General features: G+C 70.0%; 25 protein-coding genes and 1 pseudogene (1 of these 26 only partly in view). 11 read left to right on the top strand and 15 right to left on the bottom strand.

Annotated features, from left to right (window positions below; all coding sequences use genetic code 11):
* Nucleotides 1-126: 126 nt before the first annotated feature.
* The 6 genes and pseudogenes from ABAZ39_RS20415 to ABAZ39_RS20390 form a co-directional block, all read right to left on the bottom strand.
* Nucleotides 127-1,203 carry a PA0069 family radical SAM protein gene (locus ABAZ39_RS20415; protein WP_040134587.1) on the bottom strand — a complete coding sequence of 359 codons (1,077 nt, stop codon included), beginning with the start codon at nt 1,201-1,203 and terminating at the stop codon, nt 127-129.
* Between the two features lie 78 nt (nt 1,204-1,281).
* Nucleotides 1,282-2,976 carry a tetratricopeptide repeat protein gene (locus ABAZ39_RS20410; protein ID WP_247881665.1) on the bottom strand — a complete coding sequence of 565 codons (1,695 nt, stop codon included), beginning with the start codon at nt 2,974-2,976 and terminating at the stop codon, nt 1,282-1,284.
* Between the two features lie 195 nt (nt 2,977-3,171).
* Entirely contained in the window at nt 3,172-4,167 is a 996-nt protein-coding gene (locus tag ABAZ39_RS20405) for a phosphotransferase (RefSeq protein ID WP_040134585.1), read from the bottom strand.
* The gene (moaB, locus tag ABAZ39_RS20400; protein ID WP_040134584.1) at nt 4,164-4,700 is read right to left on the bottom strand and encodes a molybdenum cofactor biosynthesis protein B; all 537 of its coding nucleotides are present in this window, start codon (nt 4,698-4,700) and stop codon (nt 4,164-4,166) included. The genes ABAZ39_RS20405 and moaB overlap by 4 nt, the downstream gene beginning before the upstream one ends.
* Before the next feature lie 13 nt (nt 4,701-4,713).
* Complete coding sequence (locus ABAZ39_RS37560) at nt 4,714-6,672, bottom strand: lytic transglycosylase domain-containing protein (RefSeq protein WP_040134583.1); 1,959 nt, start codon at nt 6,670-6,672, stop codon at nt 4,714-4,716.
* Nucleotides 6,673-7,197: 525 nt separating this feature from the next.
* Nucleotides 7,198-7,773, bottom strand: a pseudogene (locus ABAZ39_RS20390) (uracil-DNA glycosylase); the annotation flags it as partial.
* A gap of 171 nt (nt 7,774-7,944) precedes the next feature.
* On the opposite strand from ABAZ39_RS20390, the gene ABAZ39_RS20385 reads away from it, so the two are divergent.
* Nucleotides 7,945-9,594, top strand: coding sequence for an electron transfer flavoprotein-ubiquinone oxidoreductase (locus tag ABAZ39_RS20385; protein WP_040135678.1), 1,650 nt, complete (start codon nt 7,945-7,947; stop codon nt 9,592-9,594).
* A gap of 20 nt (nt 9,595-9,614) precedes the next feature.
* Here the strand turns inward: ABAZ39_RS20385 and ABAZ39_RS20380 are convergent, their stop codons facing one another.
* On the bottom strand, nt 9,615-11,861 hold the full coding sequence (locus ABAZ39_RS20380) for a helicase-related protein (protein WP_040134582.1): 2,247 nt from the start codon (nt 11,859-11,861) through the stop codon (nt 9,615-9,617).
* A gap of 113 nt (nt 11,862-11,974) precedes the next feature.
* On the opposite strand from ABAZ39_RS20380, the gene ABAZ39_RS37055 reads away from it, so the two are divergent.
* A complete protein-coding gene (locus tag ABAZ39_RS37055) occupies nt 11,975-12,424 on the top strand; it encodes a hypothetical protein (protein WP_051658290.1) in 450 nt (149 codons plus the stop codon).
* A gap of 108 nt (nt 12,425-12,532) precedes the next feature.
* Here ABAZ39_RS37055 and ABAZ39_RS37415 read toward each other — a convergent pair whose 3' ends face one another.
* The gene (locus ABAZ39_RS37415; RefSeq protein ID WP_014197696.1) at nt 12,533-12,661 is read right to left on the bottom strand and encodes a hypothetical protein; all 129 of its coding nucleotides are present in this window, start codon (nt 12,659-12,661) and stop codon (nt 12,533-12,535) included.
* Nucleotides 12,662-12,814: 153 nt separating this feature from the next.
* Between ABAZ39_RS37415 and ABAZ39_RS20370 the strand changes: the two genes are divergently transcribed.
* Complete coding sequence (locus tag ABAZ39_RS20370; RefSeq protein ID WP_014197695.1) at nt 12,815-13,315, top strand: hypothetical protein; 501 nt, start codon at nt 12,815-12,817, stop codon at nt 13,313-13,315.
* Nucleotides 13,316-13,334: 19 nt separating this feature from the next.
* Here the strand turns inward: ABAZ39_RS20370 and ABAZ39_RS20365 are convergent, their stop codons facing one another.
* From ABAZ39_RS20365 to ABAZ39_RS20350, 4 genes are all read right to left on the bottom strand, one after another.
* Nucleotides 13,335-14,099 carry a Crp/Fnr family transcriptional regulator gene (locus ABAZ39_RS20365; protein WP_051658289.1) on the bottom strand — a complete coding sequence of 255 codons (765 nt, stop codon included), beginning with the start codon at nt 14,097-14,099 and terminating at the stop codon, nt 13,335-13,337.
* A gap of 239 nt (nt 14,100-14,338) precedes the next feature.
* A complete protein-coding gene (locus ABAZ39_RS20360; RefSeq protein WP_040134581.1) occupies nt 14,339-14,680 on the bottom strand; it encodes a hypothetical protein in 342 nt (113 codons plus the stop codon).
* 134 nt (nt 14,681-14,814) lie between these two features.
* Complete coding sequence (locus ABAZ39_RS20355; RefSeq protein ID WP_040134580.1) at nt 14,815-15,312, bottom strand: hypothetical protein; 498 nt, start codon at nt 15,310-15,312, stop codon at nt 14,815-14,817.
* A 68-nt stretch (nt 15,313-15,380) separates the two neighbouring features.
* The gene (locus tag ABAZ39_RS20350; protein WP_040134579.1) at nt 15,381-15,593 is read right to left on the bottom strand and encodes a hypothetical protein; all 213 of its coding nucleotides are present in this window, start codon (nt 15,591-15,593) and stop codon (nt 15,381-15,383) included.
* 196 nt (nt 15,594-15,789) lie between these two features.
* Between ABAZ39_RS20350 and ABAZ39_RS20345 the strand changes: the two genes are divergently transcribed.
* Nucleotides 15,790-16,302 carry an OsmC family protein gene (locus ABAZ39_RS20345; protein WP_040134578.1) on the top strand — a complete coding sequence of 171 codons (513 nt, stop codon included), beginning with the start codon at nt 15,790-15,792 and terminating at the stop codon, nt 16,300-16,302.
* Between the two features lie 80 nt (nt 16,303-16,382).
* On the opposite strand, the gene ABAZ39_RS20340 is transcribed toward ABAZ39_RS20345, so the two are convergent.
* Nucleotides 16,383-17,015: an MBL fold metallo-hydrolase gene (locus tag ABAZ39_RS20340; protein WP_040134577.1), complete on the bottom strand. Its 633-nt coding sequence runs from the start codon at nt 17,013-17,015 to the stop codon at nt 16,383-16,385.
* Nucleotides 17,016-17,184: 169 nt separating this feature from the next.
* Here ABAZ39_RS20340 and ABAZ39_RS20335 point away from each other — a divergent pair, with 169 nt between their 5' ends.
* Nucleotides 17,185-17,637: an RrF2 family transcriptional regulator gene (locus ABAZ39_RS20335; protein WP_014198135.1), complete on the top strand. Its 453-nt coding sequence runs from the start codon at nt 17,185-17,187 to the stop codon at nt 17,635-17,637.
* A gap of 29 nt (nt 17,638-17,666) precedes the next feature.
* Here ABAZ39_RS20335 and ABAZ39_RS35750 read toward each other — a convergent pair whose 3' ends face one another.
* The gene (locus ABAZ39_RS35750) at nt 17,667-18,815 is read right to left on the bottom strand and encodes a hypothetical protein (protein ID WP_040134576.1); all 1,149 of its coding nucleotides are present in this window, start codon (nt 18,813-18,815) and stop codon (nt 17,667-17,669) included.
* A gap of 33 nt (nt 18,816-18,848) precedes the next feature.
* Here ABAZ39_RS35750 and ABAZ39_RS35745 point away from each other — a divergent pair, with 33 nt between their 5' ends.
* The 6 genes from ABAZ39_RS35745 (at nt 18,849) to ABAZ39_RS20305 (ending at nt 24,924) form a co-directional block, all read left to right on the top strand.
* Nucleotides 18,849-19,100 (top strand): hypothetical protein, encoded by a 252-nt coding sequence (locus ABAZ39_RS35745; protein WP_137117000.1) that lies wholly within the window; start codon nt 18,849-18,851, stop codon nt 19,098-19,100.
* A gap of 126 nt (nt 19,101-19,226) precedes the next feature.
* On the top strand, nt 19,227-20,189 hold the full coding sequence (locus ABAZ39_RS20325; RefSeq protein ID WP_173400353.1) for a sulfate ABC transporter substrate-binding protein: 963 nt from the start codon (nt 19,227-19,229) through the stop codon (nt 20,187-20,189).
* Between the two features lie 57 nt (nt 20,190-20,246).
* Complete coding sequence (cysT, locus tag ABAZ39_RS20320) at nt 20,247-21,080, top strand: sulfate ABC transporter permease subunit CysT (RefSeq protein ID WP_207197903.1); 834 nt, start codon at nt 20,247-20,249, stop codon at nt 21,078-21,080.
* Nucleotides 21,070-21,930 (top strand): sulfate ABC transporter permease subunit CysW, encoded by an 861-nt coding sequence (cysW, locus tag ABAZ39_RS20315; RefSeq protein WP_040134574.1) that lies wholly within the window; start codon nt 21,070-21,072, stop codon nt 21,928-21,930. Before cysT ends, cysW begins: the two co-directional genes overlap by 11 nt.
* A gap of 13 nt (nt 21,931-21,943) precedes the next feature.
* On the top strand, nt 21,944-22,984 hold the full coding sequence (locus tag ABAZ39_RS20310; protein ID WP_040134573.1) for a sulfate/molybdate ABC transporter ATP-binding protein: 1,041 nt from the start codon (nt 21,944-21,946) through the stop codon (nt 22,982-22,984).
* Between the two features lie 209 nt (nt 22,985-23,193).
* A complete protein-coding gene (locus tag ABAZ39_RS20305) occupies nt 23,194-24,924 on the top strand; it encodes a hypothetical protein (protein WP_247881664.1) in 1,731 nt (576 codons plus the stop codon).
* Between the two features lie 9 nt (nt 24,925-24,933).
* Here ABAZ39_RS20305 and ABAZ39_RS20300 read toward each other — a convergent pair whose 3' ends face one another.
* A protein-coding gene (locus tag ABAZ39_RS20300; protein WP_040134571.1) for a monovalent cation:proton antiporter-2 (CPA2) family protein crosses the window boundary here: on the bottom strand, nt 24,934-26,481 show its 3' portion. The gene runs 153 nt beyond the window's last position; only the last 1,548 of its 1,701 coding nucleotides appear in the window; its start codon lies off the right edge, out of view; its stop codon occupies nt 24,934-24,936.

Below are 26,481 nucleotides of genomic sequence, written 5' to 3'. Positions count from 1 at the left end.
GTCTTCGAACCGCGGCCCGGATTATCGACACCCGTGCGGGCGTGTTCAGGCGGCCGAAGGTAGCCCAGCGGCGGCCGGCCGATCAACTCGGAGCGGGCCGGATGGCTCCTGTGCAAGACGGAACGGTCAAAACATCGTCAGTTGATCGCCGCGGGCCGGAGGGGGCTTGAAGTCGCCGCAGTTGAGGGCGGCGTCGCGGGCGTTGAGCCCGAGGCGCCGGCAAGCCAGCTTGAACCGCTTCGACAGCAGCTCCGCCACCGGGCCGGAGCCCTTCATGCGGCTGCCGAATTGGGACTGGTACAATTCCCCCTCACGGCACTGGCGGATCAGGCTGAGCACCCGTTCGGCGCGGTTGGGCGCGTGCTCGCGCAGCCATTCCTCGAACAGGTCTTTGATCTCCAGCGGCAGGCGCAGCAGGATGTAGTTGGCCTGCGTCGCCCCGGCCTCCGCCGCCGCGGTCAGGATGGCTTCCAGCTCATGGTCGGTGAGCCCCGGGATCATCGGGCTGGCCAGCACCGCCACCGGCACGCCGGCCGCCGTCAGCTCACGCATGGCGGCGAGGCGCCGGACGGGCGTGCTGGCCCGCGGCTCCATCCGGCGGGCGAGGTCGCGGTCGAGCGTGGTGACCGACAGCGCGACGTTGACCAGCCCCTTGGCCGCCATCGGCGCCAGGATGTCGAGGTCGCGCAGGACCAGCGCCGACTTGGTGATGATCATCACCGGCTGGTTGAAGTCGCGGCAGACCTCCAGCACGGCGCGGGTGATGCGCTGCTCCCGCTCGATGGGCTGGTAGGGATCGGTGTTGGCGCCGAGCGCCAGCGGCTGGCAGCGGTAGGATTTTGCGCGAAGCTCCGCCGCGAGAAGCTCCGCCGCCCTGGCCTTGCGGAAGATCTTCGTCTCGAAATCCAATCCCGGTGACAGGCCGAGATAGGCGTGGGTCGGTCGGGCGAAGCAGTAGATGCAGGCGTGCTCACAGCCCCGGTAGGGGTTCACCGACCGTTCGAAGATCACGTCGGGCGACGTGTTCTTCGACAGGACCGAGCGGGCGGTGTCGTCGAAGACCTGGGTCGGGACGGTCTCCGTCACCGCCTCGTTCCCGCCCCAGCCGTCGTCGGCCAGCACCCGCGTCTCCCGCTCGTAGCGGGAGGTCAGGTTGCTGATCGCTCCCCGTCCTTTCAGGGCCTGCCGCGGAATCTCGTCCATGGGGACAGGATAGCCGCGGCAAAGAAGAACGTAAAGGGAACGATTGTGTGCCGGCTGGTGCAGCGGCCGGGTCGGGCCTTACTGGACCTTCGGCGGCGCCGCCTCGGCGGCCTTGGGGTCCACCAGTCCCTTGTCCAGCTTGGCCTGGATGTCCTCCTTCAGTGGCTCCTCCTCCGCGGTGCGGAGCGCGCGGGTCCATTGGAAGCGGGCCTCGTTGCGGCGCCCGACGCGCCAGTAGGCGTCGCCCAGATGGTCGTTGATGGTGGCGTCGGTCGGCTTCAGCTCCACCGCGCGCTCCAGCTTCTCCACCGCCCCTTCGAAATCGCCGGTGCGGTAGAGCGCCCAACCCAGGCTGTCGACGATGTAGCCGTCCTTGGGGCGCAGGGCGACGGCCTTCTCGATCATTGTCTTGGCCTCCTCCAGGTTCAGCCCGCGGTCGACGTAGCTGTAGCCCAGATAGTTCAGCAGGAAGGCCTCGTCCGGCTTCAGCGCCAGCGCCGCCCGCAGGTCGCGTTCGGCGTCCGGCCAGCGGTCCACCTTGTCGTAGGACATGGCGCGGGCGTAGAGCACCGCCCAATGCCGCTCCTCCGGCGTGCCGATGCGCTCCAGCGCCTTGCTGTAGCTGTCGGCGGCCTCGCCGTAGCGCTTGGCGACGCGGTACAGGTCGCCCAGCCGGATCAGCGCATCCGTCCGCTCGGGACGCTCGGCGGACAGGGAGGAGAAGGCGGCGATGGCATCGTCGGTGCGCTCCAGCCGGGCGAGGCTCTCGGCGGCGCGCAGCCGGGCGGTCCAGCCCAGCACCGGGTCCTTCTCCAGCGCCTGGAACTCGACCAGCGCGTCGGCGTGGTGGTCGCGGTTCTCCATGATGTCGCCGATCATCAGCCGCGCCAGGGACAGGTCGGGGCGCAGGTGAAGGGCGATCCGCCCGAACAGCAGGGCGGTTTCCTCCGCCCCCTCGTGATGGATGGCGCTGCCCAGGTCGAACAGGGCCTCCGCCAGCCCCTGCTTGGCGTCGGACACCACCGGGGCGGTGGTCTTGCCCTCGTCCAGCGCCTTCAGCGCCGGCTCGACCATCAGGCTGTCGGGATTGCCGGCGCGGAAGGCCTCGTAGAGCTTGCGCGCCTCGTCCTTGCGTCCGGTGCGCTCGTAGAAGCTGCCGACGATCTGGATGACGCGCAGCGGCGTCTCCTTGTCCAGCACGCGGGCGAAGCGCTCCGCGGCGGCGTCCTTGCGCCCGCCCAGTTCCAGCACCAGACCGGCGTGAAGGTCGTGCAGGGCGGCGAAACCGCTGGCGGTGGAGAGCGGTTCCAGCGCCTTCAGCGCCGCGTCGGTCTTGCCCTCCGCGGCGGCCAGCCAGGCGTCGACCAGCGGGCCGATGTACTTCGCCATGCCCTCCTTGGGCATGCGCGCCGCCATCGCCTTGGCTTCCTTCAGCTTGCCGCGGGCCAGATTGTCGGAGGCCAGCAGGGCGATGGCCATCTGCGGGTCGTTGTCCTGCTCCAGCAGCCGCTTGGCGAGGTCGATGGCGGCGTCGAACTGCCCTTCGCCCAGCTTCAGCAGGTAGGTGCGGCGCAGCAGCGTCAGGTCGCCGGGGTCGGCGGACAGGGCGTGCGCCATGAACAGGGCGGCGGCGGCCCAATCGTCCTGGCGCTGGGCGAAGCGCCCGGCCAGATAGCTGCCGGTCGCCGAGGTCAGCGACGGACGCTCCGTCGCCGCCGGGGCCGCGGCGGCGGCGTTGCCGGCCGGCAGAAGGCCCGCCGTGGAAAGGAGCAAGGCACCGAGCGCCGTCCGACCCAACCGGGTCCGCCCAAATCGGAATGTCATCATGCCGCGTCCACCTGCACGCCTACGGAGTCCGGATCAGGAAAGCCTGAAACTCGATTCCTCAGTCTAACACCAACCGCTGGCAAGGGTTAACCACGCTGCGGTCCGAACCATCGCATGTCTCGGCCGCCCGGCACCCTCCGGTCAACGCCACTCGGCGGCGACCCGCCCGATGATCTCCGGACGCAGGACGTCGACCGCGTGGGCGTCCATGTGGGCCGCCAGCGAGTCCGGCATGTCCGGCGACAGGGCGGCGCCCTCGACCCGCCAGCGGGCCATCCAGGACAAGGTGCGCAGCCAAGTCAGCCGGCGCAAGGGCTGGCGCCACGGGCGCACCGCCTCGGCCAGCGCGGGCGGCACCGCCGCCTCCCAGGCTTCGTGGAACGCCGCGACCTCGTCGGGGGCCAGCACCGCCGCGACCTCCCGCTCCCACTTGGTGGAGGTGTAGAGGCTGGCGTGGGCGAGGTCGATGGCCGGGTGGCCGTACTGGGCCTTCTCCAGATCGGTGAACCACGCCTTGCCGGCGGCGTCGATCAGGAAGTTGCCGGGGTGGACGTCGCTGCCGACCAGCGTGATGGGGATCGGCGCCGCGCAGTGGAAAGCGCGGGCGTCGTCGAATTCCCGCTCCAGCAGGGCGAGAGCGTCCGGCGCCAGCCCGGCGCGCTCGAACCACACCGCTTGCCGCTCCACCTGGGCCAGGGTCGCCGCCACCGGGTCGGCGGGGGCGGGCAGGGGGGCACGCTCGCCGTCTGGGGGCAGGGGCAGGGCGTGCAGAGCGGCGAGCGCCCGCGCGATGGCCGGCATGTCGCCCGGCAGGCGCGGCGGGCGCCCGACGATCTCCGTCACCACCAACGCGCCCATGGGCAGATCCGGCCCCGGCGGCAGGACGGCGGCCAGCTCCGGCGTGTGTCCGCTGGGCGCGGCGCGGCGGAAGGCGGTGGCCTGCTGCTCCAGATTGGCGAAGGGGTCGAGCCCGAGCTGGCTCCAGCGCGGGACTCGGGCGACCAGGCCCTTTCCCGGCAGCCTAACATGGTCGTGCGCCACGCCCCGGCGCGGCATCGGTTCCAGCGCGCCGGAAGGCAGGTCGGCAAAAGCCGGCAGCCGCGTCAGGGCGCCGTGCAGGCCGGCTGTGCCGGTCACACCTGATGCTCGCGCAGGCGCGGCATCAGTTCGACGAGGTTGCAGGGACGGTGCCGGTTGTCGAGCTGGAAGACCAGGATGTCGTCCCAGGCGTCGCGGCAGGCGCTGGGCGAACCCGGCAGGGTGAAGATGTAGGTGCCGTTGGCAACCCCGCCGGTCGCCCGGCTCTGGATCGTCGAGGTGCCGACCTTGGCGTAGCTGAGCTGGCGGAACAGTTCCCCGAAGCCGGGGATCGCCTTGTCGAACAGGGCTTCCACCGCCTCCGGCGTCACGTCGCGGCCGGTCACGCCGGTGCCGCCGGTGGTCAGCACCACGTCGATCTCCGGATCGGCGATCCAGGCCTGGACCTGGGCGCGGATGGCGGCGACGTCGTCCTTCACGATGGCGCGGGCGCCCAGCCGGTGGCCGGCGCCGGCCAGCCGCTCCGCCAGCGCGTCGCCCGAGCGGTCGTCGGCGGGCGTGCGCGTGTCGGACACGGTCATGACGGCGATGTTGACGGGCAGGAACGGGCGCGATTCGTCGATTTTCGGCATGGTCGGGCTTCGGTCAGGGAGCTTCGCCGTGTTGCGCGACCTGGGTGGACCGGGCCGCCGGGAAGACATCCACCGGCATATAGACCGGCCAGCCGCCCGCCGCAACGGCGTCCAGCGATTCGATTTCCTGCCCCAGCCGCAGCCGGTAGATCCAGAAGTTGGCGACGACCTTCTCGACGTAGTTCCGTGTCTCGGCGTAGGGCAGGCTCTCGATGAAGAGCAGCGGGTCGTTGCCGATGTCTGACAGATCGCGGCGCCAGCGCGCCAGCGTGCCGGGGCCGGCGTTGTAGGCGGCGGCCAGCAGGAACAGGTTGTTGCCGATGTCCTGGCTGTTCAGCAGCTCCGCCATGTAGCGCTGCCCGAGTTCCATGTTGGTGGAGGGGTCGAACAGGCCCGTGCGGCCGGCGTCGGCCTCGCCGATGTCGGCGTTGCGCTCCTGCACGTGCTGGGCGGTGGCCGGCATGATCTGCATCAGGCCGGTGGCTCCGGCGGAGCTGACCAGCTTGGGGTCGAAGCGCGATTCCTGACGCATCACCGCGAAGACCAGCGCGCGGTCCACGGCGAAGCCGTCGCGCGGCTTCCAGTGCGGCACCGGGTAGAGGGCCGCCGTGTAGGGTGCGCCGTCCGGACCGGCCACCGCGTTGCCGACCTGGAGCGCCAGCCCCGGCAGCCCGGCGCGGTCGGCCAGCGCCACCAGCGCCTGTTCGGCCAGCGTGTCGCCGCGCGGGTGGATGCGGCGCAGTTCCAGCTCGGCCGCCTCGCGCTGGCCGGCCTGGATCAGGGCGATGGCGCGGGTGCCGCCGGGCAGGGTGGACAGCGCCTTCAGATGCTCCCCGGTCAGCTCCGGCGTGCGCCAGTTGAGGTCGCCCGAGCCGCCCAGCTTGCGGTGGGCGAGCAGGCCATAGAAGGTGTGCGGGTAGCGCGCCGCGGCGGCGAGATGGGTGCGGGCCTGCTCCTCGCGGTCCCGGCGGGCGTGGGCGCGGGCGGCCCAGAAGCTGGCGGCGGAGGCCAGCCAGGGCGATTGCGGGCCGGCCTCGGCCAGATTGGTGAAGTGGCGGGCGGCGCGGTCGTACTGCTTCAGCCGCCAGGCGGCGAGGCCGGCGATCCAATGCGCCTCTGTCAGCGCCGGGCCGGAACGGGCGGCGCTGGCCGAGGCCAGCGACAGCGCCTGCGTCACGTCGCCGGAATAATAGAGCGAAGCGGCGATGCGCGCCCGCGCCTGGTCGTACTGCACCGAATCGAGGCTGCGCCCGAAGTCGTCCTGGTTGAGCAGGGCGAGCGCCGCCCCCGGCTTGCCGGCGCGCAGCAGGTCGGTCACGCGGGACGGGGTGGTGTGATTGGCACGGCTGGCGGTGCGGCTGCGCGGGGCGACGGTGAGCTTGGTCTTGTCCTCGGCGGCCTCGGCGCTCTTGTCCGGGTCGGACTGGTCCTCGTCGGAGACGGTCTCCGGCAGCGGTTCGGGGCGCAGGCCGCCCAGCCGCTCCAGCGATCCGGTCAGCCGCTCCCCGTCGCTGCCGCGCGGCGGCTTCAGGGCGCGCTGCTGGCCGGCGGGGGCGCGGCGCTGGGCCAGGGCGTGGATGCGCTCCGCCCCCGGCAGGTCGCCGTAGCGCTGGAGCCAGCCGGCCAACTCGTCGTAGCTGGCCTTGCGGTCGGGGTGCAGATAGCGCTGGCGCAGCACATGGCCCATCAGGCGGCGGTCGCGCAGCAGGCGGATTTCCCAGTCGGCGCCTTCCCACTCGCCCCGCTCCTGGAGGGCGAAGATGCGGCGGTAATGGCGGGCGTCCTCTTCCGTCAACTGGACGGCGCGCGCGTCGGCGTCCGTCGCCAGGAGCAGGGTCTGCTCGGCACGATCGAATCCCGGCGGGACGACGGGGCGTCCATCCGGCGCGTGAATCACAAGGCCGGCCTGGGCCGGGCGATAGCCGCCCGTCGGGTCGGGTGCCGCGCACAGCGCCAGCGCCACCCCCGCCATTCCCAGGACCTTCCGCCGCAGCGAGACGGTGTTTGCTGCGCTGCACAATATCCGGAACATGTTATTCGAATAACCGCAGTGGAGGGGAATCGCAAGAAGATGATTCCCCAACAGCGGTCAAGGCCGTCTGTTCGCAAGGGTTTTCAGCAACTTAGTGGGGGCAGAAAAATGGCTCTAGCCCAGTGGGAAGACCCTTTTGGCGTAAGGTCATGGGTCTTTCTGTGCCGCTTGGCGCAACGGCATAGCGGCGACTTGGTAAACCACTCCGATCTTTCGAAGTACTTGGGCAATGTTTGGAATGTCTATGGATCTCGAATGTTCGAATGACCGTGCAAGAATAAACACAATAAGCGGGACATTTTAGAAAATCAGCGGCGTTAACCATCGCGAAGGCGTGCCCCACCCCGGCCCTCCCCCTCTGCGAGGGAGAGGGTGCCTTATGCGAAGCGACGTCCGTCCCCTCCACCTCGAGGAGGGGGAGGGTTAGGGAGGGGGCAGAAAGCCGCCTTTTTAAGGGCCGCCCTTTTAAGGTTTGCCCGGAAAGCGCTGGCGCAGGGTCAGCAGGTCGCGCCACGCCTCGCGCTTGGCGATGGGGTTGCGCAGCAGGTAGGCCGGGTGAAGCATCGGCAGGACCGGCACCGGGCCGGGCAGGCCGGGGGACGCGTAGTCGAACCAGCGGCCGCGCAGGCGGGTGATGCCCTCCGCCCGGTTGAGCAAGGTCTTGGCGGAGGTGCCGCCCAGCGGCACCAGCACCTTCGGCCCGATCAGCTCGACGTGCCGTTCCAGGAAGGGCAGGCAGGCGGCGATCTCCGCCTGGGTCGGCGAGCGGTTGCCGGGCGGACGCCAGGGCAGGATGTTGCTGATGTAGACCGTGCTGCGGTCGAGTCCCACCTGGGCCAGCATGCGGTCGAGCAGCTTGCCGCTGACCCCGACGAAGGGCTTGCCCTGCCGGTCCTCGTCCTCGCCCGGCGCCTCGCCGATCAGCATGATGTCCGCGGCGGGGTTGCCGTCCGCGAACACGGTGTTCATCGCCGTTGCCTTCAGCGGGCAACCGTCGAAGGCGCGCAGCGCCGCCTCCAGCTCCTCCAGGCTGCGCGCCTGGCGAGGATGTCGGATTGGTCAATCATCGTTTGACCTTACCACGGCTCCTGTGGTCTTACATGGGCTTAGATATCCTTTTTGGCGGGTGCGAAAGGCATACGCCGTTCCGAAAGCCGCCGGACCCTGCGGAAATGGCCCCGGCGCTTCAATCAACCGGGAGGCATGGGGACCATGGATCGCGATCCGCGCGAGGTGATGGAGTACGACGTCCTTGTCGTCGGAGCCGGCCCGTCGGGCCTGAGCGCGGCCATCCGCCTGAAACAGCTCGCCAACGAGGCCGGCCAGGAGCTGTCGGTCTGCGTCGTGGAGAAGGGCTCGGAGGTCGGTGCCCACCTGCTCTCCGGCGCGGTGTTCGAGCCGCACGCCCTCGACGAGCTGATCCCCGACTGGAAGGAGAAGGGCGCGCCGCTCACCACCCCGGCCCGCGAGGACCGCTTCCTCTTCCTCACCGAGACCAAGGCGCTGAAGTCGCCCTTCGCCCCGCCGCAGATGCACAATCACGGCAACTACATCATCAGCCTCGGCAACCTCGCCCGCTGGATGGCCGGGCAGGCCGAGGAGCTGGGCGTCGAAATCTACCCCGGCTTCGCCGCGGCGGAGGTGCTCTACGACGACACGGGCGCCGTCAAGGGCGTGGCCACCGGCGACATGGGCATCGGCAAGGACGGCGAGAAGACCGCCAACTACACGCCGGGCATGGAGCTGCACGCCAAGCAGACCATCTTCGCCGAGGGCTGCCGCGGCTCGCTGACCAAGACGCTGTTCGAGCGCTTCGACCTGCGCCGCGACGCCGATCCCCAGACCTACGGCATCGGCATCAAGGAGCTGTGGGAGGTCGATCCCGCCAAGTCGCAGCCCGGCCTGATCGTCCACACCATCGGCTGGCCGATGGACCCCAAGACCTACGGCGGCTCCTGGCTCTACCACATGGAGGGCAACCTGGTGTCGGTCGGCTTCGTGGTCGGTCTCGACTACGAGAACCCGCACCTGTCGCCGTTTGAGGAGTTCCAGCGCTACAAGACCCACCCGGCGATCCGCCCGACCTTCGAGGGCGGGCGGCGCATCGCCTACGGCGCGCGGGCGCTCAGCGAGGGCGGCTTCCAGTCGATCCCCAAGCTGACCTTCCCCGGCGGTGTGATCGTCGGCGACGCGGCGGGCTTCCTCAACGTGCCCAAGATCAAGGGCAACCACACCGCGATGAAGTCGGGCATGCTGGCGGCCGAAGCGGTGCATGAGCTGCTCTCCGCCGAGGCTCCGGCGCGCGAGGCGGTGGCTTATCCGGAGAAGCTGAAGGCGTCCTGGGTGTGGTCGGAACTGCACGCGGTGCGCAACATCCGCCCCGGCTTCCAGAAGGGCCTGTGGGCGGGTCTGGCGAACGCGGCCTACGAGACGGCGACCAAGGGCAAGTCGCCGTGGACGCTGCACCACCGGCACGGCGACCACGAGACGCTGAAGAAGGCGTCGGAGATGCCGAAGATCGCCTATCCCAAGCCGGATGGCGTGGTGTCGTTCGACCGGCTGTCGTCGGTGTACCTGTCGAACACCAACCACGAGGAGGACCAGCCGGCGCACCTGACGCTGAAGGACGCGTCGGTGCCGATCGCGGTCAATCTGGCGCTCTACGACGCGCCGGAGACGCGCTACTGCCCGGCGGGCGTGTACGAGATCGTGCGGGCGGAGGACGGCCGCGACCCGCGGCTGCAGATCAACGCGCAGAACTGCGTGCACTGCAAGACCTGCGACATCAAGGACCCCACCCAGAACATCAACTGGGTCGTCCCCGAGGGCGGCGGCGGCCCGAACTATCCGGGCGGGATGTAAGGCCCCGCTCCACCGCCGCTTTACCGCCGCGGGCCGAAGCGCTTGCGCGGGGCGCCGCGGAAACCGGCCTTGGGCGGCGGCTCGCGCCGCTGCCCGGCGGACCGCGCCCCGCGCGTGGCGAGCAGGTCGGCCAAGCGCCGGCTGATCTCGCCGCGGCGGCTGCGCACCGCCTCCCGTTCCGGGAACAGCGACGGGAATTTGCGCGCCGCCCAGTAATAAAGGTCGCAGGCCCGCGACAGCCCCTCCAATGCCGCTCCGTCCAGCCCGTCGAGCCGCGCCGGGACGAAGCGCCCGAGGGGCGACGGCTCCCCGGCCTCCACCGCGCCGAGGATGGCGGCGAGGATGCGGGCCTCCGCCTCGTCCTCCAGATCGGCGGGGATCAGCAGCAGGTCCAGCTTGGCCGACAGCGCCAGCTGCCGCTCGTCCAGCATCACCGCCAGCCGCCGCATGCCGGACAGGTCGCCCACCCGGTAGGGCGACCCCGCCGTGCGGGCGTCGGCGAAGCAGTCGAGCAGCAGGACCGTCTCCTCCGTCCCGATGTGATCGGCCAGACGGGCCAGCATGGCGCGGGTCGGCCGCACGGTCAGCGGAGCGTCGGCGCGCAGCCGCCCGTCCGCCTTCTCCAGCAGAGTGCGCAGGGCCTGCGGCGTGCCGCGGCCGACCACGCCGAATTCCCCCGACTCGAACTTGCCGAACCGCCCGGCGCGGCCGGCGATCTGCTTCACCTCCGTCGCGCTCAGCGGGCGGACGCTGGTCCCGTCGAACTTCTCCAGCGCGGTGAACAGCACGCGGCGGCAGGGCAGGTTCAGCCCCATGCCGATGGCGTCGGTGGCCACCACCACGTCGGCCTCGCCGGACAGGAAGCGCGCCGCCTCCCGCCGCCGCACCTCCGGGGCCAGCGCGCCGTAGACCGCGGCGACCGACAGGCCCTTGGCGCGCAGCGTGTCGCGCACCGTGTGGATCTCCCGCCGGGAGAAGGCGATCAGCGCGTCGCCGGGCTCCACCTCCTCCCAGTTCAGGCGGCGGTCGATCAGGGTCAGCGGCACCTTGCGCTCCAGTTCGATCACCTCCAGCCGCTCGCCGAGATGGGCCGCCACCCGCTCGACCAGCGGGCGGGCCTCCGGAGCGCCCAGGATGTAGACGGTCTCCGCCGGGGCGCCCATCAGCGCCGCCGTCCAGGCCCAGCCGCGGTCGGGGTCGGCGAGCATCTGGATTTCGTCGATCACCGCCACTTCGACCGGGCGGTCGGGGTCCATCACCTCGATGGTCGAGGCGGTGTGGCGGGCGCCAGGGGTGGAAATCGCCTCCTCGCCGGTCAGCAGGGAGGCGGGCGTGCCTTCGGCGTTCAGCCGCTCCATCACCTCCAGCGCCAGCAGGCGGAGCGGCGCCAGATAGATGCCGTCCCAGGCGCCCTTCAGCGCCTCGATGGCGTGGTGGGTCTTGCCGGAGTTGGTCGGGCCGATCACCAGGACCAGCCGCCGCCCCAGCCCGCGGGCCACCGGGAACAGCTTCTCGAAGCGGGCGAGATCGAAATGCCGATCCACATAGGCGCGCCCACGCGCCTCCGCCCGCTCGCGGCGCCAGACGGCGAACTCGCGGTCCCAGCGCTCCAACAGCTCGTCCACCCCGTGGCGGTTGCGGGCGGCGCGGGACAGCCGCTCGGCCAGCGACGCGAAGGTCCAGGCATCGTCCGCACCGTCCGCCTCCCCGGCGTAGCGGTGCAGCCGGGCGGCGGTGCGCGACAGCGCGTCCTCCAGCGCGGCGGCCAGCGCCGGGTCGCCCTCCAGCCGCAGGGCCAGATCGTCGTCCGTCAGGTCGGCCAGTTCCATGGCGTCGAGCACGCGCGACACCTGGAGCCGCACCGGGGCGGGCAGGCCGGGCCAGGGCAGGTCCTCGCCGCGCACCGCCCTGACCCGCGTGCGGTCATCCGCCGGGTGCAGGCTGGTCGACCAGCCCTCCAGCGCGCGGCGCCCCTGAGCGAGCAGGGCGTTGCGCCGCCGCGCGCGGTCGAGCGTGCCCTGGATCTCCAGAAGCACCGCCTCGCGGCGCTCCGCCGGAACCAGCAGGTCGCGCTTGCCCTTGGGCAGCGGCAGGCCGAGCGGCACCAGACCCAGCCCCTCGCCATGGGCCACCCGCGTCACGCCCGCGGTGGCGGCGGTCACCACGTCGGGGTGGGCGCTGGCCAGCTCGTGCACCAGATGCGGGTCGGCGGGCTCGCTGGTGTTGGAAGGGCCGGCGTGGGAAGGGTCGGGAGAGGTCATGTCCATAGGGCGCGGTCTCTGGAGAGCTTTTCACAAATTCGCACTGGCGGTCCGCGGCCATCCATGTCATGAGCCACGTCCCGCAGGGGCAGTCCCGGCCCCGAGGCAGGCATCAAGCCATGACCAGACCGCTCCGCGCAAAGATTCTCCGACCCGACCTCGATCCGGCCAACCGCAAGGGCTCCAGCGGGGAGAACCGCTGCCGCTGCTGCGGGCGGCCCGGCGGCGCCGTCGTGCGCTGCCTGCCGGACGGCCGCTGGTACGATGCCGCCGACCAGACCTGGCGCGACGGACGCGGGCGGCGGGCGGCCTGGCCCGACGTGGTGGAGTATGCCGAGACGCGCGACGTGCAGGTCGTGGTGCGCCCGGTCCGCCCCTCCGGCAACCCGGAGGCCCGCCCGAAGAACCTCTGCCGCCGCTGCCACATGCAGGAGGAGGCGCTGCGCAACGCCATCCGCTCCCGCATCCGGGCGCGGATGCGCCGCGCGCTGGGCGACCTGTTCCTCGGCGATTATTCGTCGCCCGGCATCCTGGAGCGCGCCATGGCGCTCTACCGCCGCAAGCCCTGAGTCCAAAGCGAACGTCCGTTCGCATTGGACTCACATCGCCTCACTCGCCGGCGGGCTTCGGCCGCACGTGCGGCCGGGACCGCCGTCGCGGTCCAAAGCGAGAGGTTTCTACACCGGTTCCTGCGGCTCGCCGGGCATGGGCGGAGCCTCCACCGGCTCGTCCGGCGGGGCGTCGGGGGGCAGCGGCATGGGGATCGGCACATCGGGTTCCTGCCGGGGCGGCGGGTAGGGGCTCATGTCCGGTCTCCGGTGATGGGGTGGGGCCGTTCTGTGGAAACACCGCCTCCGCGCAATCGCTCCCTTGGTTCCTCTACCGGTGCGGCGCATGACCAAAATCAAAGCGGCGGACCGGGGCATCGCGGACAATGCCCGCGAAAGGATCGCCCGCCCATGCCCAGAAGCTTCATTCTCGCTCCGCTTGCCAAGACACAGGCCGATCAGGCGCTGCCCGTCGTCCAGACCCTGCACCGTGACATGACGCTGGACGAGTGGCGGCAGGTGGCCGCCCTGTTCCTGCAGGATGGCGGCGACGGTGGGGTGATGGCCTGCGAGATGAGCGACGGCCACATCCGCGGCCTGTTCTGCTACCGCGTCAGCGCCGAAGGGATGATCCGCGTGCTGACGGTGCCGATCTTCATCGCGGTTGGGCTGTTCGACGCCGCGGTGACCTCGGCGGCGCAGGCCGACGGCATCGACCTGCTGGCGCGCAAGCTGGGTTGCTCGTCGGTGGTGGTGGACGAGCGCGGCTGCGTCGTCGCGGCGACCGCGCCGAAGCTCGACGCCGCGGGCCTGTTCGGCCGGCTGGGCTACCGCCGGGTCGGGCAGGCCTTCGTGAAGGACGTGGCGGCGGGATTCGGCGGCGAGGGCTATCCGGTGGCGGGCCGGGCCTGAAACGGAATGGAGCGGGGGATCAGGCGGCGGCTTCGAGCACCGCCGGATTCTCGATGCGGATGCGGTCGTTGGTCAGGCGGGTGATCGCCCCGGCGACCTCCAGCTTGCGCAGCACGCGCGACAGCGTTTCGGGGCGCAGGCCGAGATAGGCGCCGATGTCCACCTTCGGCATGGGAAGGAAGACGCTGGGCGTTCCGTCGGCCAGCGGCCGCGACCGCCGCGACAAGGCGAGGAGGAAGCTGGATACCCGCTCCACCGCCGTCTTGCAGCCGAGCAGCAGGATCTGGTCCTGCGCCGCCGACAGCTCGACCGAGGTCATGGCGAGCAGCCGCCCCTGAACCGCCGGGTGCCGTTCCATCAGGCGGCGCAGCGCCGTCCGCGACATCCGGCAGACGGTGGAGGCGGTGACGGTCTCGGCGGTGTAGGCGTAGCCGCTGCCCACGGCCAGCCCGATCACGTCGCCCGCCGTGGCGAAGCCGGTGATCTGCTGCCGTCCGTCCGGCAGGGTCTTGTAGAGCTTCAGCATGCCCGACATGACGGTGAAGACGGCCTCGGCCTCTTCCCCCTCCATCACCACCGGGGTCGCCGACAGCAGGTCCAGCGGACGCGACGTCGTCGACAGGTCCGGGAGGTCTCCGGCGGTCAGAGCGCCGCACAGCCCCTTGCTCCGCGCCGAGCAGCCGGCGCAGCGGCCGGTCACCGTCTCCGCCGCCCGCGTCGGCGGAGCGGGAATCGGCGGCGGGACAATGGCTGCGGTGGTGGCGGCGGCGACGGAGAAGGTCATGACATGTACCCCTGGGCTGTCTCGCTTCGGCGCCGTGGGACGGCGCGCTCGCTTCGGACGTCCGGTCCGGACCAAAGCATCAAACTAAGGTCTTGAAACCGAGCCAAAGGTATGAGGTATGACCAGGACCCGCCCTGATCTGGATCAACCGGGCCCCGGATCGGTCCGGCGGTGGGGCAACCGGACAGGGCAACGGCCCGGAGGGTGATCCGGGCCGCGAGGCATGATTTCGTTGCGGTTCAGAGAGTCCGGCCGGGCCGTCCGCGCGGCGGGAAGCGGCTGGAGGTGGCGCGCATGGTGCCGTCCGCCATCGGCATGTCCCCGGATTCCGCGTCCTCGTCGTCGCCGCGGGGGCGACGGGACTCGCGGTCCGTCACGCGTGCCGCTTCGGCGCGGGTGACGGAGGCTTCCAGCTCACGGATGCGCGCCTGCAGGCTGCCGACGACCGCGGCGCCCGCCTGACGGGACTTGAACTGTTCGAGATCCTGCTTCAGGCGGAGCAGTTGACTCTTCTGTTCCTGGAGGCTCGGACCGTCCCGGCGCTTCGTTACGCGATAGACTTTTTCGTCAAATCGGTTCACTGCGTTTCTCCTGTCTGCTCTTAAGCAGATTGGGTCGACGCGCCGCTGCACCATCTCTCGAATGGGATAGGCCCTTCATTTCCACCGCTGGTGGCAGCGGAGGGAACGTCCTTTGCGGTGATTCTTCGTGGCGATCAGGGCATCCGTTCGTTGACGCTCCGTTCCGCGGCGACCGCGGCGGCCAGCGCGTCGCGGTAACGGCGCAGCCGCGCGTAGGTCGGCCAGACCATGCCGACCAGCGGGTCGCACCAGTGGACCAGGACCATCAGCCCCATTCCGGCGAATCCGCCGATCAGGGTGCCGGTGAGCAGGCCGGGCAGGGCGCCCAGGATCCAGGGATCGGACAGCCGCCCGGCGTCGTAGGCCTCTACCGCCGCCATCCCCACCGTCGCCGCCAGGGCCAGCGCGACCCCGACGCGCCCCGGCGCGTACCAGATCCGCAGATCCTCCCGGGTCAGCCCGTAATCCTCGGGGATCGGGCGCGCCGCGGCCTCCACAACGCCGTCCGGTACACCGTCCGGGCGCGCATCACCATCGCGCGGCGCGCCGAACACCGCGACGGGAGTCCCGCCGCCCTCGATCACCCGCCAGCGCCGCCGCGGGTCGCCGCCATCGTCTTCCAGCCGTTCCATCGCGCGATATTGCGCGGGCGGACGGGTTTCGGCAACGACGCTCTTGCCCGCCGCCGCCAGCCCGAGACTCAGCCGGGGCTTCCCGCCGCCGTGCCGGCTCCGGCAGACGGCGGCGGGAAGCCGCCATCGGCGGGCACCGCCTCGCAGTCCGCCTCCAGGGCGTATTTCACGATGGTGCCGTCGATCAGCCTCAGATCGTAGGATGGGTGCCCACCCAGGGTCCGCGCGATCACCATGGCGTCCCGTCCATGATGCCGGACCTTCGTGCCCAGTCGCAGCATGGTTCCAACCCCCGCATCCCGTGTTTCGTTAACGAAACCTTACGCCGGAGTGCCGCCGCCGGACGAGCAACAAAAAGGGGCATGCGGATGGGGCGACGGGCCTTTGCTTTGGGCATTGCCGGGATGATGTTTGCGGTCCATCATCCGCGGGTCGCACAAATCAAGAAGCCGAACCGTACAGAGGAAACGCACGGGTATGGATGCACAGGATCTGCGCGCGCTCCAGGCGCCGCTGAAGGACAAGTACAAGGACGCCCCGGAGTCGGCGGTGGTTACGCTGAAAGCCCGCGGCGCGCTGGACGACTCCGGCATCGCCTGCAAGGTGGATACGGGCCGCGCGCTGGTCGAGGCCGGCCTGCACCCGGCGACCGGCGGGCCGGGCACCCAGGCCTGCTCCGGCGACATGCTGCTGGAGGCGCTGGTGGCCTGCGCGGGCGTGACGCTGAAGGCGGTCGCCACGGCGCTGGAGTTCAAGCTGCGCGGCGGCACGGTGTCGGCGGAAGGCGACCTGGATTTCCGCGGCACGCTGGGCGTGGCGAAGGACGTGCCGGTCGGTTTCCGCGCCATCCGCCTGCGCTTCGAGTTGGACACCGACGAACCGGCGGAGCGCATCGCCAGCCTGACCAAGCTGACCGAGCGCTATTGCGTCGTCTACCAGACCCTGGCCAACCCGCTGCCGATGGCGCTGTCCGTCGAGACGGGAGCCTGATGGAAGGATGGCCGGTCCAGCGGGTCCGGATCGGCCATTCCCCACCCATCAATCGTTGAGGCCATCAATCGTTGAGGCCATCAATCGTTGAGGAAGGGGTTGTACAGCCGCTCTTCCCCGATGGTCGAGGTCGGGCCGTGGCCGGGGATGAAGGTCACGTCGTCGCCCAGCGGGAACAGCTTGCTGCGGATCGATTCGATCAGGTCGCCGTGGTTGCCCTTGGGGAAGTCGGTGCGGCCGATGGAGCCCTGGAACAGCACGTCGCCGACGATGGCGATCTTGCTCGGCTTGTGAACGAAGACCACATGGCCCGGCGTGTGGCCCGGACAGTGGTGGACGTCCAGCGTCAGATTGCCGACCGTCACCGTGTCGCCTTCCTCCAGCCAGCGGTCCGGCGTGAAAGAGCGGACCGGCGGGAAGCCGAACATCTGGCTCTGCATCGGCATGCCGTCGATCCAGAACTGGTCCTCGCGGTGCGGCCCCTCGATGGGCAGTTTCAGCTCGTCGGCGAGGTCGGCGACGGCGCCGGCGTGGTCGATGTGGCCGTGGGTGACCAGGATCTTCTCCAGCGTCACGCCCTTCGACTGGGCGGCGCGCAGGATGCGCGGAAGATCGCCGCCGGGATCGACGGCGGCGCCCTTCATCGTCTCCGGACACCAGAGCACCGTGCAGTTCTGCTGGAACGGAGTGACGGGAACGATGATGGTCTGCATGCCGCGTCCTTCGCCGGTCAATGATCAATGGTCAGGGATCGATTCGTGTTCGACCTTACGCGCCACCGTTTTCCAGGGCAAGAACCGGTACCAATTCCTGGGCAACGCGGCTATATGGAGTGCACTTTATCTTTATCCCATTCCGCCGCGGGGGGCGGTGCCGGACCGAATGCTGTCGCAAAAAGCCAAATACGCCCTGCGTGCGCTGATCATGCTGGCCGAACGGACGGACGACGAACTCGTCCTGATCGCCGAAATCGCCGAGCGGGAGAACATTCCGCGCAAGTTCCTGGAAGCCATTCTGGTGGAACTGCGCAAGCATGGCCTGCTGTTCGCCAAGCGCGGCAAGAGCGGCGGCTACCGTCTGGCGCGCCCGGCGGAGGAGATTTCCTTCGGCGAGGTGATCCGGCTGATCGACGGGCATCTGGCGCCGATTCCCTGCGCCAGCAAGAATTCCTTCCGTCCCTGCGAGGACTGCATCGACCCGCCGACCTGTTCGGTGCGCTGGCTGATGGTCCAGGTGCGCGACGCCACCGCCCAAGTGCTCGACAACCAGACCCTGTCCGACGCCCTGCGCCACCGTCAGGCGACCGGCGGCCTGCCCGTCAACTTCGACATCTGATTGGTGACTTCTGATCCGGGTCTGCCGGTTTAGGGCATCAGATCCACGGCGATGAACACCCGGTCCAACGCGCGGTTCGTCGCCTCGCGCAGGATTCCCACCTCCAGAAGCTCGTCCACCAGAAGCTGGGCGCCGCGGAAGGTGCTGCCCAGCCGCTTCTGCACCCGCCGCACGGTCAGGGCGGGCTCCTCGAACAGAAGCTCCAACAGGTCCGGGGTGCGGGAATTGCGGCGCTTGGCCCCCACCCGCTGCTGCCAGCCCTCCGCGGTGCGGTCCAGAGACAGGGCGCGTTCCCGCTCCCGCCGCGCCGTCTCCGCCGCCGTGTCGGCCAGCCACAGCCGCCATCCCTCCTCCCGCCCGCAGGCGGCGAGGCCGGCGGTCGTGCGGTCGGCGTGCAGCGAGACGGACATTGGCAGCCAGACGTTCGGCACCCGGCAGCAGCGCGCCACGGCCAGCGCCGCCATCAGCCGGGCCGAGGGCACCGCCCAGGCGGGAATGCGCAGATCGGGCGCCGGGCGCAGCAGTTCGGCCAGCATGCCCACGCCGCCGAGCAGGGCCGGCGAGTCGCCGGCCTGATCCAGACGCTTGAGCAGGGTGGCCGCCTCCGCCTCGCGGTCCGCGGAGAAGGCCAGCCGTCCGGGATCGCGGCCGGACACCTCCGCCTGAAGGCAGCGCCACAATGCCTCAGCCCAGCCCAGCGTCCAGGCGGGAGGCGTGTCGTCCGCCGCAGGTGTGGCGTCGCCATCCTCGTCGTCGGGCGGGAAGGAAAAACGGACGTCCGACCCGGCCTCCAGTTGCGCCACCGCCCGCCAAGCATCGGCGGCGGCCCCGCTGGACGGGATCGGCGCCCGCGTGTTTCCCGCGTGGCGAGCCGGGGCGGCGATGACGCCTTGGGTGAACAGAGCGCCTTGCCACAGCGCGCGGACCGACTGCGCCGCCCCCCGTCCGGCGGTGGGGACGAGGTCGGTGCCGATGGTCGCCACCAGGAATTCCGCCGGGTCCACCGCCACCCCGTCGAGCCGCGCCGCCGCGCAGGACTCGCGCCGCGCCGCGTCGGCCCACAACCGGCGCCGGCGTGTCGGGTCCTGGACCACCTCCGCCAGCCGGCCGAGCGCGCGTTCGGACTCCAGAAGAGCGGTCAGCAGTGCGGGGGAGAGGGGCTGGACTGTTGCGGACATGGCCGTTCGGGACAGGAGGCGGAGAGGGCGCGCATGATAGCGATCCGACGCATCGCTTCCAGCCCGATCCGTGAGGAAGCGATTTTACAGTGCGATGTGAAATTAACGCGGCTTGGCGTGGGAAATGACAAAAAACAGCCTTGCGGCATCCGAGGAATCATGCAAACTCTAGGAGGCAAATGGATATTGCATATACATTATAAAGAGTGTGGATACGGCGCGAGCGCCGGGTTTGTGAACAGCGGTGCGGCGCATGGTCTTCGGGCCGGTGCCGCCCCCCAATGAACCATACTGAGGGAGTGTGCCATGTCGTTTCGTGATCGGCTCTCCGCGCTCCGCGCGAACCGGTTTTCCGTTGGCCGGCTCTCCGTAGGCCGCCTGTCCGCAATGGCCGCGGGTGTTGCCCTCGCCATGCTGACCATCGCGCCCGCCAAGGCGCAGACCACGCTGCTGAACGTCTCCTACGACCCCACCCGTGAATTCTATGTGGAGTTCAACAAGGCGTTCGCCAAGAAATGGCAGGCGGAAAACGGCCAGACGGTGACCGTCAAGCAGTCGCACGGCGGGTCGGGCAAGCAGGCGCGCTCGGTCATCGACGGGCTCGACGCCGACGTGGTGACGCTGGCGCTGGCCTACGACATCGACGCCATCGCCGACTCCGGCGCCTTGCCGAAGACGTGGCAGACGCGCCTGCCGAACAACAGCTCTCCCTACACCTCGACGATCGTCTTCCTGGTCCGCAAGGGCAACCCGAAGCAGATCAAGGACTGGGACGACCTGCTGAAGCCGGGCGTGCAGGTCATCACCCCGAACCCGAAGACCTCGGGCGGGGCGCGCTGGAACTATCTGGCGGCCTGGGCCTACTCGCTGGAGAAGAACGGCAACGACGAGGCCAAGGCCAAGCAGTTCGTCGCCGACCTGTTCAAGAATGTCCCGGTGCTGGACAGCGGCGCCCGCGGCTCCACCGTCACCTTCACCCAGCGGCAGCTCGGCGATGTTCTGCTGGCCTGGGAGAACGAGGCCTTCCTGTCGCTCCAAGAATTCGGCGCCGACAAGTTCGACATCGTCGTGCCGTCGCTGTCGATCCTGGCGGAGCCGCCGGTCACGGTCGTCGATTCGGTGGTCGACCGCAAGGGAACGCGCAAGGCGGCGGAAGCCTACCTGAACTTCCTCTACACCCCCGAAGCGCAGGAGATCGCGGCGAAGAACTTCTACCGCCCGCGCCTGCCGGAGGTCGCTGCGCGGTATGCGGATCGCTTCCCGAATGTTAAGCTTGTGACCATCGACGGTTCCTTCGGGGGCTGGCGCACGGCGCAGGAGAAGCATTTCGCGGATGGCGGCGTCTTCGACCAGATTTACCAGAAGGGCCGCTGACCCGTGGTCGCGGCAACCACCAGCGACGCCGTGCTTCCCAATACGGGGGGCACGGTGTTGAGCGTTCTTCGAAAACCCAGCGTCCTGCCCGGCTTCGGGCTGACCCTGGGATTCACGCTGACCTATCTGTCCCTGATCGTCCTGCTGCCGCTGGCCGCGCTGGCGCTGAAGGCGGCGGGGCTGGGCTGGTCCGGCTTCTGGGACGCCGTGCTGACGCCGCGCGTCCTGGCCGCCTTCAAGGTCAGTTTCGGGCTGTCGCTGGCCGCCGCTGCGGTCAACGCCGTCTTCGGCTTCATCGTCGCCTGGGTGCTGGTGCGCTACCGCTTCCCCGGCGACCGGATCGTCGACGCGCTGGTGGATCTGCCCTTCGCCCTGCCCACCGCGGTCGCCGGCATCGCGCTCAGCGCGCTGTACGCACCCAACGGCTGGATCGGCTCCCTGCTGATGGAGTGGTTCGGGCTGAGGGTGGCCTTCACGCCGCTGGGCATCGCCATCGCCTTGACCTTCATCGGCCTGCCCTTCGTGGTGCGCACCGTGCAGCCGATCCTCCAGGACCTGCCGCCGGAGGAGGAGGAGGCCGCCGCGGCCCTGGGGGCCACGCGCTGGCAGGCCTTCCGGCGGGTGGTGTTCCCGGCGCTCCTGCCGGCCCTGCTGACCGGCTTCGCCCTGTCCTTCGCCCGCGGGGTGGGGGAGTACGGCTCGGTGATCTTCATCGCCGGCAACATCCCCGGCCTGTCGGAAATCCTTCCGCTGCTGATCGTCATCAAGCTGGAGCAGTACGACTATGCCGGCGCTGCCGCGGTCGGCGTGCTGATGCTGATGGCGTCCTTCGTGCTGCTGCTGGCCTTGAACCTGCTGCAAGCCTGGATGAGGTCGCGCCATGCTCGTTAAGAAAGCCGTCGGGTTCACCCCGGCGCTGGCCGACAGCCGCTGGGTGAAGGGGCTTCTGATCGCCACGGCGCTGGCCTTCCTGATGCTGTTCCTGGTGCTGCCGCTGGTCGCGGTCTTCGTCGAGGCGCTGCGCCGCGGCACGGACGCCTACTGGGCGGCCCTGATGGAGCCGGACGCGGTGGCGGCGATCAAGCTGACGCTGATCGTCGCGGTCATCGCCGTGCCGATGAACCTCCTCTTCGGGGTGGCGGCGTCCTGGTGCATCGCCAAGTTCGACTTCCGTGGCAAGGACGTGCTGATCACCTTGATCGACCTGCCGTTTTCGGTGTCGCCGGTGATCTCCGGCCTGATCTACGTGCTGCTGTTCGGGCTGCACGGGCTGATGGGGCCGTTCCTGAAGTCGCAGGGCATCCAGATCATCTTCGCCGTGCCGGGGCTGGTGCTCGCCACCGTCTTCGTCACCTTCCCCTTCGTCGCCCGCGAGCTGATCCCGCTGATGCAGGAGCAGGGCAACGAGGAGGAGGAGGCGGCTCTGGTGCTGGGCGCGTCCGGCTGGCAGACCTTCTGGCGCGTCACCTTGCCCAACATCAAATGGGGCCTGCTGTACGGCGTCCTGCTGTGCAACGCCCGCGCGATGGGCGAGTTCGGCGCGGTGTCGGTGGTGTCCGGCCACATCCGGGGCGAGACCAACACGATGCCCCTGCATGTCGAGATTCTCTACAACGAATACAACTTGGTCGCTGCCTTTGCGGTGGCCTCGGTGCTGGCCATGCTCGCCCTCGTCACGCTGGTCGTGAAGTCGGTGCTGGAATGGCGCTTCGGGGCTGAGCTGGCGGCCACCCGGCATTGAGGCGACGCACGTCATGGCGATCCAGGTTTCGGGCATCACCAAGCAATTCGGCAGTTTCCGCGCGCTCGACGCGGTGGACCTCGAGGTCCGTTCCGGCGAGCTTCTGGCCCTGCTCGGCCCGTCGGGCTCGGGCAAGACGACCCTGCTGCGCATCATGGCGGGGCTGGAGTTCGCCGATTCCGGCAGCCTCCTGCTCAACGGGGAGGAGGCGCTGAGCCTCACCCCGCGGGAGCGGCAGGTCGGCTTCGTCTTCCAGCATTACGCGCTGTTCCGCCACATGACCGTCTTCGAGAATGTGGCCTTCGGGATGAAGGTGCGGCCACGCGGCCAGCGCCCGGCCTCGACCGAGATCAAGCGGCGCGTCATGGAACTGCTGGAACTGGTCCAGCTCGCCCATTTCGCCGACCGCTATCCGGCGCAGCTCTCCGGCGGGCAGCGGCAGCGCGTGGCGCTGGCCCGCGCGCTCGCCATCGAGCCGAAGGTGCTGCTGCTCGACGAGCCGTTCGGCGCGCTCGACGCCAAGGTGCGCAAGGAGCTGCGGCGCTGGCTGCGCAAGCTGCACGAGGACATCCACATCACCTCTGTCTTCGTCACCCACGACCAGGAGGAGGCGCTGGAGCTGGCCGACCGCGTCGTGGTGATGAGCCAGGGCCGGATCGAGCAGGTGGGCAGCCCGGCGGAGGTCTACGACCGTCCGGCCTCGGCCTTCGTCTACGAGTTCCTCGGGCAGGTGAACCGCTTCGACTGTGTGGTGACCGACGGGGTGGCGCGGACGGCCAACGGGGCGCTGTCGATCCCCGCCGACGGCACGGTCCGCGGCCCGGCCATCGCCTATGTGCGCCCGCACGATCTGGGCCTCAGCCCCAGCGCCGGCGGGCCGGGCCGGGTGTCGGGCATCCATGTGGTGGGTCCGGACGCGCGGATCGAGATCGACCTCGCCGGCCTGCCGCTGGAGGCCGAGATGGACCGCGAGCGGCTGACCGCCCTGGGCCTGCGCCTCGGCGACCAGTGCAGCGTCCACATCGACCGCGCCCGCGTCTTCCCGCAGCCGTGACTGCTACACCGACGGCGCCCGGCCTAACCGCGAAAAGGGGCGGGCGGGGCGCCCCGCCTCATGCGAACGGGATTTCTGCGGGCCATGGAGCCTGCCCCGTCCGGGCCACGGACTAAGTCCAACGCCGACTCGTAACGCCATTGCCTTCTGGCGATGCGGACAGTGGATGTGTTGAGCCTTCCGCATTGCACCAAATGCAGGAGGCTCCGGTGGACCATTCAGGACTGTCGCAGGCCCCCGGCCCCGGCGCCGCCGCCCTGCGGACGGACACCGGGGCCGGAGCCTGGTCGCCGCCGCTGCTGCTCGTGCTGCCGGTGATCCTGGCGCTGCTTCTGCTGCCGCTCATCCTGGTGGAGATGCCGCCGCTGCTCGACTACCCGAACCATCTGGCGCGGGTGGACGTGCTGCTGCATTACCGAACCGACCCCTTTCTGGGCGACCATTACACCGCATCCCTGACGCCGGTGCCGAACCTGCTGATGGAGGCGGTGATGCTGCCGCTGGCCAGCGTGCTGCCGCTGTACATCGCCGGGCGCGTCTACATGGCGCTGGCCGGGCTGCTGACCCTGTTCGGGGCGATGCTGCTGAACCGCACGCTGTTCGGGCGGTGGAGCCTGTGGCCGCTGTGCGGCGCGCTGTTCATCTACAACGCGACGCTGATCGGCGGCTTCATGAGCTTCTCGCTCGGCCTCGGCTTCCTGCTGGTCGGGCTGTCGCTGTGGATCGCGCTGGCGGGACGGCGCTGGCAGGTGCCGGTGGGGATGGGCTGCGCGCTGTTCCTCTATTTCGCCCACGCCATCGTGCTCGGCTCCTTCCTGCTCTGCCTGTTCGCGGTGGAGGCGGTGAAGTATGTGGGGCAGGGGCGCAAGCCGCCGACGCTCGCCAATCTCGGGCGCGACGCCCTGCGCTTCGCCGCGCTTCTGGTCCTTCCCGTGGCGCTGTTCGCCGGCACGGTGGGGACGCACCTCCTGCAATCCGATGCGGCGGCGGTGGGCGCCCGCGACAGCACGCCGGTCCTGCTGCTGAAGGAGGTCTATTGGCGGCTGAAGAAGCTGACCGAGCTGAAACAGTGGGGGTACCGGCTGCACGACATGCTGGCCCCGGTCTTGAACTACAACACGCTGCTCGACGTGGCGACCCTGCTGCTGATCCTGGGCGGCATGGTGGCGGCGCGTCTGGCCGGCTGGCTGCGCGCCGCGCCGGCGATGATGCTCGCGGTGGGGCTGTTCGTGCTGGCCTTCTTCGTCGTGCCGGACCCGTTCTTCGGCACCTATTTCGTGTCGATCCGCTTCTGGATCCTCGCGGCCTTCCTGCTGGTGGCCGGCACCGACATCCGCTTTCCCAGCGCCCGCGCCGCGGCGGCCTTCGCCGCCGGCCTGCTCGCCCTGCTGACGGTGAGGACCGGCGTGCTGACGCTCAACTGGCTGGCCTATGAGGACGATGTGGCCGACCTGCGCCGCGCCATGGAGCGGATCGAGCCCGGACGCTCCGTCCTGATCGCCTGGGCGGGGCAGGAGGCCGGCTGCTGCAACACGCGGGAGTTCCTGCTCACCCAGCCGCCCTGGCGGCACGCGCTGGTCGCCTTGCCCAGCCTGATCCATCTGCCGTCGCTCATCACCGTGGAGCGGCGCGCCTTCGTCCCGACCCTGTTCAGCCACCCGGGTAAGCAGCCGCTGACCGTGACCCAGCCCTACCGCGACCGCTGCATGGCGATCTACGAGGGGGTTCCGGTGGACGTCCGCCTGCTCTCCCGCCCTGGGGAGGCGACCCTGCGCGACCATGTCGAGCCCTGCCCGCACTACATCGGCTGGCGGGACAAGTACGATTACGTGCTGGTGATGTTCTCCAACGTCTTCCACGCGGCCGGGCTGACGCCGCCGCCGGGAGCGCAGGAGGTCTACCGCGGCACCGTCTTCGACCTGTGGCGGGTCGAACGCTGACGTGATCGCTCAATCGTTTTGGCCGGCTGGCTCGCTGAGCGCGTCGTAGCCGCGGTCGCGGACGCTTTTCAGGCTCTGGTCGATGGTCTCGGCGTCCACCCCGGCGTTGCGCAGCACGAGGCTGGCCAGTTGCAGGCTGGCCTCCAGCGTCTCCGGCACCACGGCGCTGGCCCCGGCCCTCTTCAGCCGCGCGCCGCGGTCCAGATCGTGGGCGCGGGCGGCGATGGCCAAGCGCGGGGCGGCCCGGCGGATGGCCTCCACGGCGCGCTCCGCCATGTCGGGGCGGTTGACGGTGATGACAGCGGCCCGCGCCCGCTCGATCCCGGCGGCTCGGAGAACGCCGATCTGGCTGGAGTCGCCGTAATAGACCGGCAGCCCCTCGGCCCGCGCCGCCGCCACCCGCTGCGGGTCGAGGTCCAGCGCGACGTAGGGGATGTCGTGGGTGCGCAGCAGCCGGGCGACGGCGCGACCGACCCGGCCGTAGCCGGCGATCAGCACATGGCCGGTGATGTCGCTGGTCTCCACCCCGAAGGCCTCGGCGCCGTAGCGGGCCTCGACCTTCTGGGCCAGCCGCTGGGCAATGGCGCCGACCAGCGGTGTAACCGCCATGCTGAGCGCCACGCAGGAGGACAGCAGCAGCCCCGTCTCGCCCTCCAGCACCGCCAGCCGCGTCGCTTTGCCGATCAGCACGAAGGCGAACTCGCCGCCCTGCGACAGCAGCAGCCCGATGCGCAGCGACGTCGCCAGCCCGAGCCCCGACAGGCGGCAGAGCAGGAACAGCAGGATGCTCTTGCCGACCAGAAGCGCGGCGGTCACCATCAGGATGTGGTCGGCGCGCTGGAGCATGGCCGGCAGGTCCAGCGTCATGCCAACGGTCATGAAGAACAGGCCGAGCAGTAGGCCGCGGAACGGCTCGATGTCGGCCTCCACCTGATGGCGGTAGGCGGTGTCGGCCATCAGCATGCCGGCCAGGAAGGCGCCCAGCGCCATCGACATGCCGGCCGCCCCCGTCAGCCAGGCGACCGCCAGCACGACCAGCAGGTTGGTCGCCGTGAACACTTCCGGGCTCTTGGCCGAGGCCACGAAGTGATAGACCGGGCGCACCACGAAGCGGCCCAGCAGCATGATCGCGCCGATCGCGGCGACGGCCTTGACCCCGGCCAGGGCGAGCGCCCAGGGAATGCTGGTGTCGCCGCCGGCCAGCAGCGGCAGCAGGGTCAGCAGCGGCACGACGGCCAGATCCTGGAAGATCAGCACGGCGACCGACACGCGCCCGAACCGCGCCACCGTCTCCCCGCGCTCGACCAGCAGCTTCAACACCGTGGCGGTGGAGGAAAAGGCCAGCATGCCGCCGATCACCAGCGCCGCCGCCATGCCCTCGCCCAGCGCGTAGGCGACGGCGGCGATGGCGGCGCTGGTCAGGACGACCTGCATCAGCCCCAGCCCGAAGATGTAGCGCCGCATCGCCCGCAGGCGCGACAGCGGCAGCTCCAGCCCGATGGCGAAGAGGAGGAAGACCACCCCGAATTCGGACAGGACCTGGGGAAGCTCCATGTC

The sequence above is a fragment of the Azospirillum argentinense genome (genome assembly GCF_000632475.1).
Classification (GTDB): Bacteria; Pseudomonadota; Alphaproteobacteria; order Azospirillales; family Azospirillaceae; genus Azospirillum; species Azospirillum baldaniorum.
This window is presented reverse-complemented; position numbering and strand designations above follow the sequence as displayed.